Here is a 16,654-nt window from a genome sequence, read left to right as displayed (position 1 = left end):
ACAACAACAGGCGGGAAGACCATGAACATCAAGAAGGCAATAGAACGCGTACCCGGCGGCATGATGGTAGTGCCGTTGGTTATCGGTGCCATTATCAACACTTTTGCCCCGCAGGCGTTGCAGATCGGTGGATTCACCACAGCTTTATTTAAAAATGGTGCGGCTCCTTTGATCGGCGCGTTCCTGCTCTGCATGGGGGCGGGAATTAGTGTAAAGGCGGCACCACAGGCTTTGTTACAAGGCGGTACGATTACGCTGACGAAATTGCTGGTCGCAATCGCGATTGGTCTCGGGGTTGAACACCTGTTTGGTGCAGAAGGCATCTTTGGCTTGAGCGGTGTCGCCATTATTGCGGCAATGAGTAACTCCAATGGCGGGCTTTATGCGGCGCTGGTTGGGGAATTTGGCAACGAACGTGATGTCGGTGCGATTTCTATTCTGTCTTTGAATGACGGACCTTTCTTTACCATGATTGCACTGGGTGCTGCGGGTATGGCAAACATTCCTGTCATGGCGCTGGTGGCAGTTCTGGTACCGTTGGCGGTAGGTATGATCCTCGGTAACCTCGATGCCAATATGCGTGACTTCCTGACCAAAGGCGGTCCGTTGCTCATTCCTTTCTTTGCGTTTGCACTTGGGGCTGGCATTAATCTGGAAATGCTGCTGCAGGGTGGTCTGGCAGGCATTCTGCTTGGCGTGCTGACCACCTTTGTTGGCGGCTTCTTTAACATTCGTGCCGATCGTCTGGTAGGCGGAAGTGGTATTGCTGGCGCCGCTGCATCCAGTACAGCGGGGAACGCCGTCGCGACGCCGCTGGCGATAGCACAAGCCGATCCATCGTTGGCAGAGGTTGCCGCTGCGGCTGCGCCGTTGATTGCTGCGTCGGTAATTACCACCGCTATTCTGACGCCAATTCTTACGTCGTGGGTGGCGAAAAAACAGGCGCGTCAGGCGGTGCAGGAGAAGAAAGCATGAAAATGATCGTTATCGCCGATGATTTTACGGGGTCTAACGATACCGGCGTACAGTTGGCGAAAAAAGGCGCACGCACTGAGGTCATGCTTACATCGGCACAGAAGCCTTCTCGTCGCGTCGATGTTCTGGTCATCAACACGGAAAGTCGGGCGATGCCTGCAATGCAGGCCGCAGCAGCTGTACAACAGGCGTTAGCGCCATGGTGTGAAGAAGCAATAAAACCGCTGGTGTACAAAAAAATCGACTCGACATTCCGTGGCAACGTAGGGGCTGAAGTTACTGCTGCCATGCACACAGCTGGTCGGACGCAGGCCGTTATTGCGGCGGCGATTCCTGCCGCCGGGCGTACCACACGGGATGGATTATGCCTGGTTCATGGCGTACCGCTGTTGGAGACGGAATTCGCCAGCGATCCGAAAACGCCAATTCTCTCTTCACGTATTGCTGAACTGCTCGCGTTACAAAGCGATATCCCGGTACATGAGGTGTCGCTAGCGGATGTGCGTCGGGGAAGCTTGAGTGCGTTGCTGAGCGGATTCGCGACAGCAGGTGAATGTATGGTGGTGGTGGATGCGCAAGAGGAACGAGATCTCGCGTTGATTGCTCAGGCGGTCTGTGAGCAAAAACAGATGCCACTACTGGTCGGGGCGGCGGGGCTTGCCAATGCGCTACCGGCCGGAACGTTTATGCAAGAAAAGCAGGAATTGCCGGTGTTGGTTGTGGCGGGCTCAATGAGCGAAGCAACGCGACGTCAGGTGGAAAAGGCCTTGTGTCAGGACCGGGCAAAGGTGGTGGACGTTGATGCCGCACGCCTGGCAGGGTCAGAATTCGAGCAGGAAATGGCCTCCGTTATTGAGCAGGCTTGTGGGCTGTTGAGTCAACAACACCACACGATCCTGCGCACCAGTCGGCGTGCTGAAGACCGGGATATGATCGACGCGCTGTGTCGTAACGTGGAAATGAGCCGACAACAGCTAGGAGAACTGCTGAGCCAGCGTCTCGGAATGATAACGCTGCACATTATTGAACAGGCACGTATCGGCGGCTTGTTCCTGACCGGAGGTGATATTGCCACGGCGGTCGCCAGTGCGTTGGGAGCCGAAGGGTATCGCATTCAAAGTGAGGTTGCCCCCTGTATTCCGTGTGGAACGTTTGTGAATAGCGAGATTGATGACTTGCCTGTGATTACCAAAGCGGGCGGATTCGGTTCTGACACGACCCTTTGTGATGCGCTGTATTTTATTGAGGAGATGTACCGTGGTAACTAAAACAATTGCGATTACGATGGGAGATCCGGCGGGGATTGGTCCGGAAATTATTGTTAAAGCGCTACGCGAGGATGAGCTTAACGGTGCGCCGTTAGTGGTGGTTGGGTGCCTGAAAACGCTGCATCGATTGCAGGCCCAGGGGTTGGCCGAAGGGGTGACATTTCGCGCTATTGAACAGGTCGCCGATGCCCGATTTACACCAGATACGATTCATGTGATTGATGAACCGTTGGCACAACCCGATGAACTTGTTCCGGGAACCGTACAGGCGCAGGCGGGCGATCTGGCCTATCGCTGTGTGAAACGCGCGACGGAACTGGCAATGAAGGGTGATGTGCATGCGATTGCGACCGCGCCGTTGAACAAAGAAGCATTGCATCTTGGTGGACACAATTATCCCGGACATACGGAACTGCTGGCAACGCTGACGGAAAGTCGTGATTACGCAATGGTGCTGTACACTGACAAACTGAAAGTCATCCATGTTTCCACGCATATCGCTCTGCGCAAATTCCTCGATACGCTCAATGGGCAACGTGTCGAAACGGTGATTGGCATTGCCGATACCTTCCTGAAGCGCGTAGGCTTTGCGCATCCGCGTATTGCCGTTGCGGGAGTGAACCCACATGCCGGTGAGAATGGCCTGTTTGGCGATGAGGAAATCCGTATTGTCGGGCCTGCGATTGAAAATATGAAGGCGAAGGGGATGGATGTTTACGGTCCGTGCCCACCGGATACCGTGTTTTTACAGGCTTATGAGGGCCAGTATGACATGGTCGTGGCGATGTACCACGACCAGGGACATATCCCACTGAAGTTGCTCGGTTTTTATGATGGCGTAAATATCACAGCAGGTTTGCCGTTCATTCGTACTTCTGCCGATCATGGTACGGCATTTGATATCGCCTGGACGGGAAAAGCAAAATCTGAGAGCATGGCCGTATCGATCAAACTGGCAATGCAACTGGCGTAATTTACTGTTATGAAAGGGCAACACCGTCTGGATAAGATAGTGGCGTATTTGAAAAATCATACGCTGGTTACCGTGGAACAATTGGTTGATGCGGTTGACGCTTCACCAGCAACGATCAGACGCGATCTCATTAAGCTGGATGAACAGGGTGTGATCAGCCGTAGCCACGGCGGTGTTGCGTTACGACGCTTTGAAGCGGCGCAGCCGACCACGAACGAAAAGCAACTGCGTTCGCGTGCTGAGAAACGGGCGATTGCGCGTTTTGCCGCCTCAATGGTGCGCGCGGGCGATGCCGTGGTGCTTGACGCCGGTACCACGATGCTGGAATTGGCAAAATGTTTGACGCATTTGCCGCTGCGCGTCATTACCGTTGATCTACACATTGCCCTGTTTTTGTCAGAATTTCGCCAGATAGAGGTGACGATCGTCGGTGGGCGCATCGATGACAGTAGCCAGTCCTGTATTGGTGAGTTTGGCCGGAAAATGTTGCGCAGCGTCTATCCTGATATCGCTTTTATGAGCTGTAACACCTGGAGTATGGAAAAGGGCGTAACCACGCCCACGGAAGACAAAGCGGGATTAAAGCAGGAAATTATTGCTAATGCTCAACGCAAGGTATTACTGGCGGATAGCAGCAAGTACGGTGCGCATTCGTTATTTAACGTCGCGCCGCTCAGCCGCTTTACCGATGTTGTTACCGATGTGAATTTAGCGCCAAACGCGCAGGCTGAATTAAAAGCGCAATCCGTTGCCCTCTCGCTGGTTCAGCCAGAGTAATGGTAATATCAACCGTGGTCGTGCCGGAGATTATTTTACGTAAGCCAACAGGCTCAGGGAGTCACGTGCCAGCGCTTTGCATTTCTTGGCCGTTGGGATGCCTATACCGCTGAGGTCGCGGTAGCTGTCTTCACCCAACGCTTTCATATTGAAGGTGTCGTAATTGCTCAGGTCCCACTGGTTTTGCTGGGCAAAAAAGACCAGTGCGCGACGAATCTGCCCATTTGGCAAATTCTGGTATCCACAGTCATTTTTCAGAAAAACAAAAACTGCCGTTAAATCGGCCATATCTTCGGCTTCGGACTCACTAAGCGCGTAGCTGTTTGCGCATACGGCCATCAGGCTGCCGAACAAAACGGTTCTGAAAAACGTCTTCATTGCTTCTACCACTGCATCACGGAATTTAAACGTTAGCACACTGCGAGCGAAGCGACGACCTTTATTATTAGCCGTTTACTTGACCTTCCCGTAAGGGGAAGGCTTATGCTTAAAAGATAGCCTGCTTAAGCTGCTGAATATAAGGAAGTGATTATGCAACGTCGTGACTTTTTAAAGTACTCCGTGGCGCTGGGCGTCGCGTCAGCGTTACCTCTGTGGAGCCGGAGCGTATTTGCTGCAGACCGTCCCGCATTACCCATTCCAGACCTGTTAACCGCAGATGCCTCTAACCGTATGCAGCTGATCGTGCAAGCCGGACAGTCGAGTTTTGCCGGTAAAACAGCCACGACCTGGGGATATAACGGCAGTTTGCTCGGGCCGGCGGTCAAGCTGAGTAAAGGGCAATCGGTGACGGTGGATATCCATAACCAGCTTGCCGAAGAGACGACGTTGCACTGGCACGGGCTGGAAATCCCCGGTGAAGTCGACGGTGGCCCGCAAGGTATTATTCCGGCGGGTGGGAAACGTTCTGTGACCTTCACACCGGATCAGCGCGCGGCAACCTGCTGGTTCCACCCGCATCAGCATGGGAAGACCGGTCATCAGGTGGCGATGGGCCTGGCCGGACTGGTGCTGATTGAAGATGAAGAGATTCGCAAGTTGCTGCTGCCTAAGCAGTGGGGTATTGATGATGTGCCGGTGATTATTCAGGATAAACAGTTCTCTGCTGATGGTCAGGTTGACTATCAACTGGACATCATGACCGCTGCCGTCGGTTGGTTTGGCGATACGCTGCTGACCAATGGGGTGATTTATCCTCAGCATGCCGCACCGCGCGGTTGGCTGCGTCTGCGTCTGCTAAATGGTTGTAACGCACGCTCACTGAATATCGCGGCCAGCGACAATCGTCCTTTGTACGTTATTGCCAGCGACGGCGGACTGTTGGCGGAGCCAGTAAAAGTGACCGAACTTCCTATGCTGATGGGCGAACGCTTTGAAGTGCTGGTGGACGTGAGTGACGGTAAAGCGTTTGATCTGGTTACTCTGCCTGTGGGTCAGATGGGCATGGCGATTGCGCCATTTGATAAGCCGCATCCGGTGATGCGCGTTCAGCCGCTGCTGATTACCGCTTCCGGCACGTTGCCGGATACGCTGACATCCATGCCGGCGCTGCCATCGCTTGAGGGGCTGACGGTGCGCAAACTGCAATTATCGATGGACCCAATGCTCGACATGATGGGCATGCAAATGTTGATGAAGAAGTACGGCGCTCAGGCTATGGCGGGTATGGATCATGGCAAGATGATGGGCCATATGAATAATGACAATATGGGCCACGGGAACATGAAGCATGGCAATATGAACCACGGTGAGATGGGGAATATGCAGCATGGTGACATGGGCAACATGAAGCATGGAACATTCGATTTCCATAATGCCAACCGGATTAATGGTCAGGCGTTTGATATGAATAAACCGATGTTTGCCGCGGCGAAAGGTCAACACGAACGCTGGGTGATTTCCGGTCAGGGCGACATGATGCTGCATCCGTTCCACATTCACGGCACGCAGTTCCGTATTCTGTCTGAAAATGGCAAAGCGCCTGCTGCGCACCGCGCGGGATGGAAAGATACGGTGCGGGTAGAGGGCGGCGTGAGCGAGGTGCTGGTGAAATTTGACCACGACGCGCCAAAGGAACATGCCTATATGGCGCACTGCCATTTGTTAGAGCATGAAGACACCGGGATGATGCTCGGTTTTACCGTATAAACAGCGGCGAATAGCGGTGGCGCTATCCGCTAAATGTTTATTTCAAAAAAGGATTATTACTCTATCGTCGAGTAAAGGCATTCATATACTGATGAGGTTAATCACTCATCACGAGGTATTCATGGCCCTTTTGCGTAAAGTACTGACGGCATCTTTTATTATGCTTCTGGCGGTTTCGGCACAGGCTGCGATGAAGATGGAACGCCAACAGATTTCAAAACTGAATTTAAGTCTCGAAATTCCGCAGACGCTCACGCCAATGCCGGACGAAATGGCAAAAATCAAATACCCTTCTGAAAACCGTCCACAGGTGATTTACGGTGACGAACGCGGTAAAGCGTCTCTAGGTATTACCGCCGGGCGCAACGCGTTGCCTGCCGCTCAGTTGGATATGGCAAAGGATGCGACACTGAAGATGCTGACCAACTTCAAGCCGCAGGCGGAACCTGTCACGGTTGATGGACATAAAGCGTGGCTGATTACTTTCCGTTCTCAAGCGCCGGATACTGAAATTCTCAATATGCTGCTGATTACCTCGCAAAACGAGAAAGCGGTGCAGGTCTCCTTCAATATGACCAAAGATCTTGTGGCTCAGTATCAGGAAGCCGCAAAAGCGTCGTTACTGTCACTGAAGTTTGAATAAAAAAACGCCCGCTGATTAGCGGGCGTTGTCCATTTTACTTCGCGTCGTCCGGCAACGCATATGCCACAATATAATCGCCCATCTTGGTGCCAAATGAGCCGTGGCCCCCGGCGGATATCACCACATATTGCTTACCGTTAACTTCATACGTCATCGGCGTTGCCTGGCCGCCTGCCGGAAGCCGACCCTGCCACAGTTTTTCACCGTTGCTCATGTTGTATGCGCGCAGATAGTTATCGGCAGTCGCGGCTATAAACAGCACGTTACCCGCGGTGGAGATAGGTCCACCCAGCATCGGCATCCCCATATTGAACGGCACCGGAACCGGCATTGGGAATGGCATGCTGTCCTGTGGCGTACCAATGCGTTTTTTCCACACCACTTGATTGGTTTTCAGATCTACGGCGGAAATGTAGCCCCATGCTGGCTGTTTACACGGCAGACCAAATGGTGAAAGGAACGGATTGAGCGTTACGCCGAACGGTACGCCGTACTGCGGCTGAATACCGGACTCCGTGCCAGTACCTTTGGCATCTTTCGGCGGCTCCATCGGATTGCCGGGACCGCGTGGGATCAGCTTAGAAACGAACGGCAGCGCCATCGGGTTGGCAATGGCTACCTGACGGTTGGGATCAACGGAAATACCGCCCCATTCGAACATGCCGAGGTTACCCGGGAACACCAGAGTGCCTTGCTCTGAAGGCGGGGTAAAAATGCCTTCATAGCGCAGCTGGTGGAACATTACGCGGCACACCAACTGGTCAAACATGGTTGCGCCCCACATATCCGCACCACTGAGATCTTTTTGCGGACGGAAACTGAGATCGGAGAACGGCTGGGTTTTGCTGACATAATCACCTTTGGCTGCACCTTGCGGCACCGGTTTTTCCGGGGCAGGCACCACCAGTTCACCATTACGGCGGTCGAGCACAAAGATATTACCGGTTTTTGCCGGGGCATAAATGACCGGAATTTTCTCTCCATTGACGTTGATATCCGCCAGGGTTGGCTGCGCCGGTAAGTCCATATCCCACAGATCGTGGTGAACGGTCTGATAGCTCCAGGCCAATTTCCCGGTCGTGGCATTTAACGCCAGAATGGCGCTGGCGTAACGTTCCTGTTCCGGTGTGCGGTTACCGCCCCAGATATCCGGCGTGGTAACGCCCATGGGCAGATACACCAGATCCAGCTTCGCGTCGTAGGCCGCAGGCGCCCAGGAGTTGGGTGAGTTAAAGGTGAAGGTATGTTCATCTGACGGGATGAAATTAGGATCCTTGGCACCGGGATCAAACGCCCACAGAAGCTTGCCGTTATTGACGTCAAAACCACGTATCACCCCGGATGTTTCGCGGGTTGAGTAGTTATCGGTTACCGACCCGGCAATAACGATGGTTTTATCGGTGATTATCGGGGGAGACGTTGGTTCGTACAGGCCCGGTGAGGTATCCGGCATATTGGTCTGCAGATTCAAAATACCTTTATTGGCGAAGGTTTCGCACAGCTTGCCGGTCTCGGCATTCAAGGCAAACAGTCGACCATCATTGACCGGCAAAAGGATGCGGCGCGGACAGTCGGCCATCACTTCTGCAGAAGCCGTATCCGGTCTGGCTTCATGATAAGAAACGCCGCGACAGGTTACGTGCTGGAAGCTGGTATTGGTATTGAGTTGGGGATCGAAATGCCACTTCTCTTTACCGCTGGCCGCATCCAGGGCGAACAGCCGCTGGTGGGCGGTACACAGATAAAGAGTATCCCCCACTTTTATTGGCGTGACTTCATTGGTGATTTCGCCGGGATCGTTGGGTTGTTTTAAATCCCCGGTACGAAATACCCAGGCTTCTTTCAACTGATGAACGTTGTCAGCGTTAATTTGTTTTAACGGTGAGTAGCGTTGACCCTCCTGATTGCGACCGTAAGCCGGCCAGTCCTCGTCGGCAACCGCTGAGATTGCATCGGCCTGAGAGGTATCTGCACTCAGCGTGCCGTGAACCTCTTGTGGGTCGTTGAAGCCAGCCCAGGTCAGGATACCGCCGCTAATCAGCAGGGCCACCACCAGCGCCGCTACTGCGCCACTGGAAGGGATAATCAGGCGATGCCAGACGAAAGGCAGGATAAGCCAGATACCAAAGAAGACCAGGATGTCGCTACGCGGCGTCAGCGCCCAGAAATCAAAGCCGACTTCCCAGACGCCCCAAATCATGGTGGCGAGAAGCAGGGCGGCATACAGCCAAAGGGCGGATCGGTTACTGCGCCACAGCAGGAGAGCCACACCGAGCATGGCAAGGCCCGCGATCGGGTAATACCAGGAGCCACCGATGGCGACCAGCCAGCCTCCACCAATCAGGAGATATAGTCCACAAAGTGCCGCAAACAGGGCGCTCAGGGTCACGATAAGCCGTTGAGAACGTACGTTGTTATTTGCCATAAAAAATACCATCACAGGTGTTATTTCTTTAATAGCAGTTAATTATAGGAGCTAAAACGCGTGATAAACGTCACATTATGAACTTTATCAACAGATGCCGCGTATGAATGCTTTTGCTGGTATACTGCGTGCCTTGCGCTTAGATGCTGACTTATTAAAAGTTAGCATTGAGTGATTTGTTTTTAAATCATATGGTTAGAGATATGAAACATACTGTTGAAGTCATGATCCCGGAAGCGGAGATCAAAGCGCGTATTGCTGAACTGGGACGTCAGATTAACGAACGTTACAAGGACAGCGGCAGCGATATGGTGCTGGTTGGTCTGTTACGCGGCTCATTTATGTTTATGGCCGACCTGTGCCGTGAAGTGCATGTCTCCCACGAAGTCGATTTCATGACTGCTTCCAGCTATGGCAGCGGAATGTCCACCACGCGCGATGTTAAAATCCTGAAAGACCTGGATGAAGACATTCGTGGCAAGGACGTGCTGATTGTCGAAGACATCATCGACTCCGGTAACACGTTGTCCAAAGTGCGTGAGATTCTGAGCCTGCGCGAGCCGAAATCCCTGGCTATTTGTACGCTGCTGGACAAACCTACCCGTCGCGAAGTGGATGTTCCGGTTGAGTTTATCGGATTCTCTATCCCAGATGAGTTTGTTGTCGGCTATGGCATTGACTATGCCCAGCGTTATCGCCATCTGCCGTACGTTGGCAAAGTGGTGCTGCTGGACGAGTAATGTCGGGAGCGCCTGATGGCGCTTTGCTTATTCGGCCTGCACGATACTTCCCCGCAGGCCGAAAAGCGACTTAAGCGTCGCTGCCGCTTGTTGGTATCTGCTTGTGATTGGTATGTTTCTGGCTGAGGTTAGACAGCCCCTGGCGATAGCGCTGCTCCAGCGTCTCGCGACTGGTGGCGGTGACGTCCAGATCGCGCAGCAGGCCATCATGAATACCGTAAGCCCAGCCGTGAATGGTAACTTTCTGACCGCGCTTCCAGGCTGAACGCATGATGGTTGAGTGGCCCAAGTTGTAGACCTGCTCCATTACATTCAGTTCGCACAGGGTGTCAATGCGACGCTCCTGCGGCATTTCGCCCAGCAGTGAACTGTGTTTAAACCAGATATCGCGAATATGCAGTAACCAGTTATCAATCAGCCCCTGTTCTTTATTTTCAATAGCTGCCTGTACGCCACCACATCCATAGTGGCCGCAAATAATAATATGTTCCACTTCCAGCACATCCACCGCATACTGAACTACTGAGAGACAGTTCAGGTCGGTGTGAATAACCAGATTGGCAACATTACGGTGAACAAATAATTCACCCGGCTCAAGACCGGTTAAACGTTCTGCGGGAACGCGACTGTCGGAACATCCAATCCATAAAAAGCGCGGATTTTGTGCGTGAGTCAGCGTTTCAAAAAATCCGGGATCCTCTTCTACCAGCATCTTTGACCATAGCGCGTTGTTGCTGATGAGTGTATCTATGTCTTTCATGGAGGCTGTAACCAATTGAATTGCGTTGCGCTAATATAGGTTAACTCCTGATTTATTAAAACCAAATATCAAGCATTAGAATGTAAGGTAAGTAAAAAACCATGACCATTGCTCTGGAACTTCAACAACTTAAAAAAACCTATCCCGGTGGCGTTCAGGCGTTACGCGGAATAGATTTGCAAGTCGAAGCGGGGGATTTTTATGCGCTTTTGGGACCGAATGGCGCAGGCAAGTCCACCACCATCGGGATAATCAGCTCGCTGGTGAATAAAACCTCTGGGCGGGTGAGCGTCTTCGGATACGATCTTGAAAAAGATACCGTTAATGCGAAACGCCAGCTTGGTCTGGTACCGCAGGAGTTTAACTTTAACCCGTTTGAAACCGTGCAGCAGATCGTAGTCAACCAGGCGGGTTATTACGGCGTTGAGTATAAAGAGGCGGTCAAACGCAGCGAACTATATTTAAAGCAGCTCGATTTATGGGAAAAACGTAACGAGCGCGCGCGCATGCTCTCCGGCGGGATGAAACGTCGTCTGATGATTGCCCGCGCACTAATGCACGAGCCTAAATTACTCATCCTTGATGAACCGACGGCGGGGGTCGATATTGAGCTGCGTCGTTCAATGTGGGGTTTTTTAAAGGATTTAAACGACAAAGGCACCACGATTATTCTGACCACTCACTATCTCGAAGAAGCGGAAATGCTGTGTCGCAACATCGGCATTATTCAGCATGGCGAGCTGGTGGAAAACACCTCGATGAAGAGCCTGCTCTCTAAGCTGAAATCCGAGACCTTTATTCTCGATCTGGCGCCGAAAAGCCCGCTGCCAAAACTGGAGGGCTATCAATACCGGCTGGTGGATACCTCCACGCTGGAAGTTGAAGTACTGCGTGAACAGGGGGTCAACAGCGTGTTCTCACAGCTGAGCGCCCAGGGCATTCAGGTATTGAGTATGCGAAACAAAGCGAACCGACTGGAAGAACTGTTTGTTTCTCTGGTGCATGAAAAACAAGGAGATCGCGCATGATGCAGCTTTATTGGGTTGCGCTGAAAAGCATCTGGGCGAAAGAGATCCACCGCTTTATGCGTATCTGGGTCCAGACTCTGGTTCCTCCCGTCATTACTATGACGCTCTATTTTATTATCTTTGGTAACCTGATCGGCTCGCGTATCGGCGAAATGCATGGTTTTAGCTACATGCAGTTTATCGTGCCAGGGCTGATTATGATGGCGGTAATTACCAACTCGTACGCCAACGTGGCATCGTCATTCTTCAGCGCCAAGTTTCAACGCAACATTGAAGAGTTACTGGTCGCTCCGGTACCGACGCACGTGATCATCGCCGGCTTTGTTGGCGGCGGCGTGGCGCGTGGCCTGTGCGTAGGGATCCTGGTAACAGCGATTTCGCTGTTCTTCGTGCCGTTCCAGGTGCATTCCTGGGTCTTTGTGGCGCTTACGCTGGTGTTAACAGCGGTGCTGTTTTCGCTGGCCGGTCTGTTGAACGCGGTTTTCGCTAAAACCTTTGACGATATCAGCCTGATCCCAACCTTCGTGCTGACTCCGCTGACCTATCTGGGCGGCGTTTTCTATTCGTTAACGCTGCTGCCGCCATTCTGGCAGGGACTGTCCCATCTGAACCCGATTGTCTACATGATTAGCGGTTTCCGTTACGGCTTCTTGGGGATCCACGATGTTCCGCTGGTCACGACCTTTGGCGTGCTGGTGGTGTTTATCGCGGCGTTTTATTTGCTGTGCTGGTACCTGATTCAGCGCGGACGCGGCCTGCGCAGCTAAGTCTTTCTTCCTCTCCTTGCCCGGGAGAGGAAGACTTTTGATGCTTATCACCATTACGGATTTATCACCCTGATAAACTACTTGCCTGCTAAGGAGGTAGGCAATGCTAGGTTGGGTAATTACCTGTCATGATGATAAGGCACAGGATATGCTGCATCATCTGGAGAAAAAGTACGGCCCGTTGGTTCAATGCCAGGCGGTGAGTTTTTGGCGTGGGCTTAGCTCGAATATGCTAAGCCGCATGATGTGCCATGCCCTGCATGCTACAGACTCTGGCGAGGGTGTGATATTCCTGACGGATATGGCCGGGGCCGCGCCTTACCGCGTGGCTTCGTTAATGAGCCATAAACATCCCCAGTGTGAAGTGATTTCAGGTATCAGTTATCCATTGCTTGAGCGAATGCTTTCGTCGCGGGAATCGATGAGCAGTTCTGCGTTTCGTGATAGCATCGTTGCGCTTGGCGGGCCCGAAGTCTCTAGCCTCTGGCATCAACAACAGAAAAATCCCCCCTTCGTGTTGAAGCATGATTTGTATGAGTATTAATCATTGGTATTGATGGCGCTTTTGCTACAATAGCCGGGGTTTCTCGCCTCGGTTATCTCATATGGTGATGCGCGTTCTGCTTGTTTTATTGCTCCTGTTTTCTGGCCGCATAGCTGCGGCTTTGCCTGCTCGCTACATGCAAACCACCGAAGCAGCCGCCGTGTGGGCGCAGATTGGCAACAAGATGGTGACGGTAGGAAATATTCGCGCCGGGCAGATCCTCGCCGTTGAGCCAATTGCGGCAGACTATTACGAATTTACCTTTGGTTTTGGTACCGGGTTTATTGATAAAGGGCATCTGGAGCCTGTGCAGGGGCGGCAGAAAGTCGACGATGGTCTGGGCGATCTCAATAAACCCCTCAGCAACCAAAGCCTGATCACCTGGAAAGATACGCCGGTTTATAACGCTCCGGATGTTGGTAGCGCCCCGTTTGGCGTGCTGGCGGATAATCTGCGTTATCCGGTTATCAGCAAGCTTAAAGACCGTCTCAACCAAACCTGGTACCAGATCCGTATTGGCGGCAGACTGGCCTATATCAGCGCTCTGGATGCGCAGGAAGACAACGGTATCCCGGTGTTAACCTATCACCATATTCTGCGCGATGAAGAGAATACCCGTTTTCGCCACACCTCCACGACAACCTCCGTACGCGCCTTCAGCAACCAGATGGCCTGGCTACAGGACCGCGGCTACACCACGTTGACGATGTACCAACTGGAAGGCTATGTTCGCAACAATATGAATCTCCCGGCGCGGGCGGTGGTGCTGACTTTTGATGATGGTCTGAAGTCGGTGAGTCGTTATGCTTACCCGATTCTGAAGCAGCACGGTATGAAGGCAACGGCGTTTATTATCTCCTCACGTATCAAGCGCCACCCGCAGAAGTGGGATCCGAAATCACTGCAGTTTATGAGCATCACGGAACTGAATGAGATCAGGGACGTGTTCGACTTCCAGTCGCATACCCATTTTTTACATCGGGTTGATGCGAATCACCGGCCAATCCTGCTGAGTCGCAGCTATCACAATATTCTGTTTGATTTTGCCCGTTCGCGTCGGGCGTTGTCTCAGTTTAACCCTCACGTTCTATATCTTTCGTATCCGTTTGGTGGCTATAACGCCACGGCAGTAAAAGCGGCAGGCGACGCGGGATTCCACATGGCGGTCACCACGGTGAGAGGGAAGGTTAAACCGGGGGATAATCCGTTCTTATTGAAAAGACTTTATATTTTAAGAACGGATTCGCTGGAGACGATGTCGCGGCTGATAAGTAATCAGCCGCAGGGGTAAGGGCTGTCAGGCAACCTGTACCGGAATGGCTTTCGCGGTGCGCTTCATTTCGTTGTCGCCTTCAAAGTAGGCCACTTTCGGACGCCAGGTGCGGGCTTCTTCATCAGACATGGTGACGAAGCTGGCGATAATCACAATGTCGCCGACTTCAGCACAGTGCGCCGCTGCGCCGTTCACCGAGATGATTCTGGAGCCGCGTTCAGCCGCAATCGCATAGGTTGAGAAACGTTTACCGTTGGTCACGTTCCAGATATCAATAGCTTCGTTTTCCAGAATACCAGAGGCATCGAGGAAATCCTGGTCGATGGCGCAGGAGCCTTCGTAGTGCAGGTCCGCCTGCGTGACTTTTACGCGGTGGAGCTTGCCTTGCAGCATGGTGCGAATCATAACTTCTATACCCTGTCGTTTACCTTGGCTAAGCAGGCACTACTGGCCTGCTTTGAGAAATTCTCAGGCAGTATTGCCTGATTTTTAACCCCTGTCTACTGGGCTAATGTAACGCTTTGATTATCGATCAGACGTGCCTGACCCAGCCAGGCGGCGGCCAGAATCACCGCGCGTTTACTGGTTTCCGTCAGCTCCAGCAGCGTGTCGGCATCACGAATCTGAATATCGTCGGCACGGAAGCCTTTTTCATTCAGTTCCTGCTCGGCAATGGCAATAATCTCTTCCTGGTCACGATGGCCAGCAAGCAGCTTTTCAGCGATGCCGTTCATCACTTTGTGCAGACCCGGCGCAATTTTTCGCTGCTCTGCGGTCAGATAGCCGTTACGTGAGCTAAGCGCCAGACCGTCTTTGGCGCGAATAATCGGCACGCCAACGATCTCAATGTCATAACCCAGATCCGCCACCATTTTGCGGATCAGCGCGAGCTGCTGGAAATCTTTCTCGCCAAAGCAGGCGATATCTGGCTGGATCAGGTTAAACAGCTTGCTGACGATAGTGGAAACGCCACGGAAATGGCCTGGACGGCTGGCGCCTTCCAGCATGGTGGAGAGACCGGGAACTTCAACGAACGTCTGGCCTTCCAGCCCCTGCGGGTAGATTTCCTCAACGGCTGGCGCAAAAACATAATCGACTTTACGCTTGTTCAGCTTTTCACAATCTTCCTGCAGCGTGCGTGGATAGCGCACCAGATCGTCCGGTCGGTCAAACTGCATCGGGTTGACGAAAATGCTGACGATCACCACATCAGCCCGCGCTTTTGCCTCATCGACCAGCTTCATATGGCCGTCGTGCAGGTTGCCCATGGTGGGAACCAGAGCGACGCGTTTGCCTTCCTGACGCAGACGACGAATATGCTGGCGCAGCAGCGGCAGGGTTTCAATGATTAACACGACAAGACTCCTTGAGTTGCCTGAGGAACCGTAGGCCGGATAAGGCGTTTACGCCGCCATCCGGCAACATGCAGCGAACCGCCTGATGGCGCTACGCTTTTCAGGCCGATATATGGCCTGAAAAATTAGTGGAAACTGTGTTCTTCGCCCGGATAAACGCCGGACTCCACTTCAGCCATATACTGCCGCACTGCGGCGCGCATGTCGCCTGCTTCATTGAGGAAATTCTTCGCAAATTTCGGGATGTGGCCACCGGTAATACCAAAGGCATCGTGCATGACGAGGATTTGTCCATCGGTGACGTTACCAGCGCCGATTCCGATAACCGGAATCGACAGCGCTTCGGTGACGCGCTTCGCCAGCTCAACCGGCACGCACTCCAGCACCAGCAACTGAGCGCCAGCGGCTTCTAAGGCCAGCGCGTCATCCAGCAATACCTGCCCGGCGTCGCCGCGGCCCTGAATTTTATAGCCGCCGAAAATATTCACCGACTGCGGTGTTAATCCCAGATGACCGCAAACCGGTACGGCGCGTTCGGTGAGCATTTTTACCGTATCCACCAGCCAGGCGCCGCCTTCAATTTTGACCATATTAGCGCCCGCCCGCATCACCACCGCGGCGTTTTCAAATGCTTGTTCCGGCGTGGCGTAAGCCATAAATGGCAGGTCGGAGAGCAGCAGACAGTTGGGAGCGCCACGACGTACGGCACGAGTGTGGTAAGCAATATCTTCAACGGTGACCGGTAGGGTGGAGTCATGCCCCTGAATCGTCATGCCCAGCGAGTCGCCAACCAGCATCACATTAATGCCTTCGTCGGCAAATAACTTAGCAAAGCTGTAGTCGTAGGCGGTAATGGTTGCGAAGCGTTTTTTCTCTTGCTTGCATTTCTGCAGCAGTGAAATGGTGGTGGGTTTCATAACATTTCCTGATGATGAAAGTCATATTTATCGGCATTCTAACAGTCACATTCAGGGGGGC

17 protein-coding genes are annotated in these 16,654 nt (G+C 52.8%); 11 read left to right on the top strand and 6 right to left on the bottom strand.

Features of this window, described 5'->3' with window-relative positions; genetic code table 11:
- The first annotated feature begins 21 nt into the window (after positions 1-21).
- From BZK42_RS14520 to BZK42_RS14505, 4 genes are read left to right on the top strand one after another with little or no spacing between them, the layout of a single operon-like run.
- Positions 22-975, top strand: a complete 954-nt coding sequence (locus BZK42_RS14520; RefSeq protein ID WP_016151725.1) for a 2-keto-3-deoxygluconate permease 1 — start codon at positions 22-24, stop codon at positions 973-975.
- Positions 972-2,243, top strand: a complete 1,272-nt coding sequence (dtnK, locus tag BZK42_RS14515; RefSeq protein ID WP_080859363.1) for a D-threonate kinase — start codon at positions 972-974, stop codon at positions 2,241-2,243. Before BZK42_RS14520 ends, dtnK begins: the two co-directional genes overlap by 4 nt.
- On the top strand, positions 2,233-3,216 hold the full coding sequence (locus BZK42_RS14510; protein ID WP_080859362.1) for a D-threonate 4-phosphate dehydrogenase: 984 nt from the start codon (positions 2,233-2,235) through the stop codon (positions 3,214-3,216). Before dtnK ends, BZK42_RS14510 begins: the two co-directional genes overlap by 11 nt.
- 9 nt (positions 3,217-3,225) lie before the next feature.
- Complete coding sequence (locus BZK42_RS14505) at positions 3,226-3,993, top strand: DeoR/GlpR family DNA-binding transcription regulator (protein ID WP_046275359.1); 768 nt, start codon at positions 3,226-3,228, stop codon at positions 3,991-3,993.
- 30 nt (positions 3,994-4,023) lie between these two features.
- On the opposite strand, the gene BZK42_RS14500 is transcribed toward BZK42_RS14505, so the two are convergent.
- Positions 4,024-4,371: a YacC family pilotin-like protein gene (locus BZK42_RS14500; RefSeq protein WP_003018667.1), complete on the bottom strand. Its 348-nt coding sequence runs from the start codon at positions 4,369-4,371 to the stop codon at positions 4,024-4,026.
- Positions 4,372-4,524: 153 nt separating this feature from the next.
- Between BZK42_RS14500 and cueO the strand changes: the two genes are divergently transcribed.
- Both cueO and BZK42_RS14490 read left to right on the top strand, forming a co-directional pair.
- Entirely contained in the window at positions 4,525-6,141 is a 1,617-nt protein-coding gene (gene cueO / locus BZK42_RS14495; protein ID WP_080859361.1) for a multicopper oxidase CueO, read from the top strand.
- A 121-nt stretch (positions 6,142-6,262) separates the two neighbouring features.
- Positions 6,263-6,784 (top strand): hypothetical protein, encoded by a 522-nt coding sequence (locus BZK42_RS14490; protein WP_080859360.1) that lies wholly within the window; start codon positions 6,263-6,265, stop codon positions 6,782-6,784.
- Positions 6,785-6,818: 34 nt separating this feature from the next.
- Here the strand turns inward: BZK42_RS14490 and BZK42_RS14485 are convergent, their stop codons facing one another.
- On the bottom strand, positions 6,819-9,209 hold the full coding sequence (locus tag BZK42_RS14485) for a glucose/quinate/shikimate family membrane-bound PQQ-dependent dehydrogenase (protein ID WP_032931273.1): 2,391 nt from the start codon (positions 9,207-9,209) through the stop codon (positions 6,819-6,821).
- Between the two features lie 203 nt (positions 9,210-9,412).
- Between BZK42_RS14485 and hpt the strand changes: the two genes are divergently transcribed.
- Positions 9,413-9,949, top strand: coding sequence for a hypoxanthine phosphoribosyltransferase (hpt, locus tag BZK42_RS14480; protein WP_016151732.1), 537 nt, complete (start codon positions 9,413-9,415; stop codon positions 9,947-9,949).
- Between the two features lie 70 nt (positions 9,950-10,019).
- Here the strand turns inward: hpt and can are convergent, their stop codons facing one another.
- A complete protein-coding gene (gene can, locus BZK42_RS14475; RefSeq protein ID WP_016151733.1) occupies positions 10,020-10,709 on the bottom strand; it encodes a carbonate dehydratase in 690 nt (229 codons plus the stop codon).
- Between the two features lie 101 nt (positions 10,710-10,810).
- Here can and BZK42_RS14470 point away from each other — a divergent pair, with 101 nt between their 5' ends.
- From BZK42_RS14470 to BZK42_RS14455, 4 genes are all read left to right on the top strand, one after another.
- On the top strand, positions 10,811-11,737 hold the full coding sequence (locus tag BZK42_RS14470) for an ABC transporter ATP-binding protein (protein WP_046275357.1): 927 nt from the start codon (positions 10,811-10,813) through the stop codon (positions 11,735-11,737).
- Positions 11,734-12,504: an ABC transporter permease gene (locus tag BZK42_RS14465; RefSeq protein WP_003829467.1), complete on the top strand. Its 771-nt coding sequence runs from the start codon at positions 11,734-11,736 to the stop codon at positions 12,502-12,504. Before BZK42_RS14470 ends, BZK42_RS14465 begins: the two co-directional genes overlap by 4 nt.
- 103 nt (positions 12,505-12,607) lie before the next feature.
- Entirely contained in the window at positions 12,608-13,048 is a 441-nt protein-coding gene (locus tag BZK42_RS14460) for a PTS sugar transporter subunit IIA (RefSeq protein ID WP_080859359.1), read from the top strand.
- A 61-nt stretch (positions 13,049-13,109) separates the two neighbouring features.
- Complete coding sequence (locus BZK42_RS14455; RefSeq protein ID WP_080859358.1) at positions 13,110-14,339, top strand: polysaccharide deacetylase family protein; 1,230 nt, start codon at positions 13,110-13,112, stop codon at positions 14,337-14,339.
- Positions 14,340-14,345: 6 nt separating this feature from the next.
- Here BZK42_RS14455 and panD read toward each other — a convergent pair whose 3' ends face one another.
- The 3 genes from panD to panB all read right to left on the bottom strand — a co-directional run bounded on the left by panD (position 14,346) and on the right by panB (position 16,593).
- A complete protein-coding gene (panD, locus tag BZK42_RS14450) occupies positions 14,346-14,726 on the bottom strand; it encodes an aspartate 1-decarboxylase (RefSeq protein ID WP_000621526.1) in 381 nt (126 codons plus the stop codon).
- 95 nt (positions 14,727-14,821) lie between these two features.
- Positions 14,822-15,676, bottom strand: a complete 855-nt coding sequence (gene panC, locus BZK42_RS14440; RefSeq protein WP_016151737.1) for a pantoate--beta-alanine ligase — start codon at positions 15,674-15,676, stop codon at positions 14,822-14,824.
- Between the two features lie 125 nt (positions 15,677-15,801).
- Complete coding sequence (gene panB, locus BZK42_RS14435) at positions 15,802-16,593, bottom strand: 3-methyl-2-oxobutanoate hydroxymethyltransferase (RefSeq protein ID WP_003829230.1); 792 nt, start codon at positions 16,591-16,593, stop codon at positions 15,802-15,804.
- Positions 16,594-16,654: the final 61 nt, after the last annotated feature.

Source organism: Citrobacter braakii, assembly GCF_002075345.1.
In the GTDB taxonomy this organism is placed as follows: Bacteria; Pseudomonadota; Gammaproteobacteria; order Enterobacterales; family Enterobacteriaceae; genus Citrobacter; species Citrobacter braakii.
Note: the sequence above shows the minus strand (reverse complement) of the source record. Positions and strands in the feature narration are given on the sequence as shown.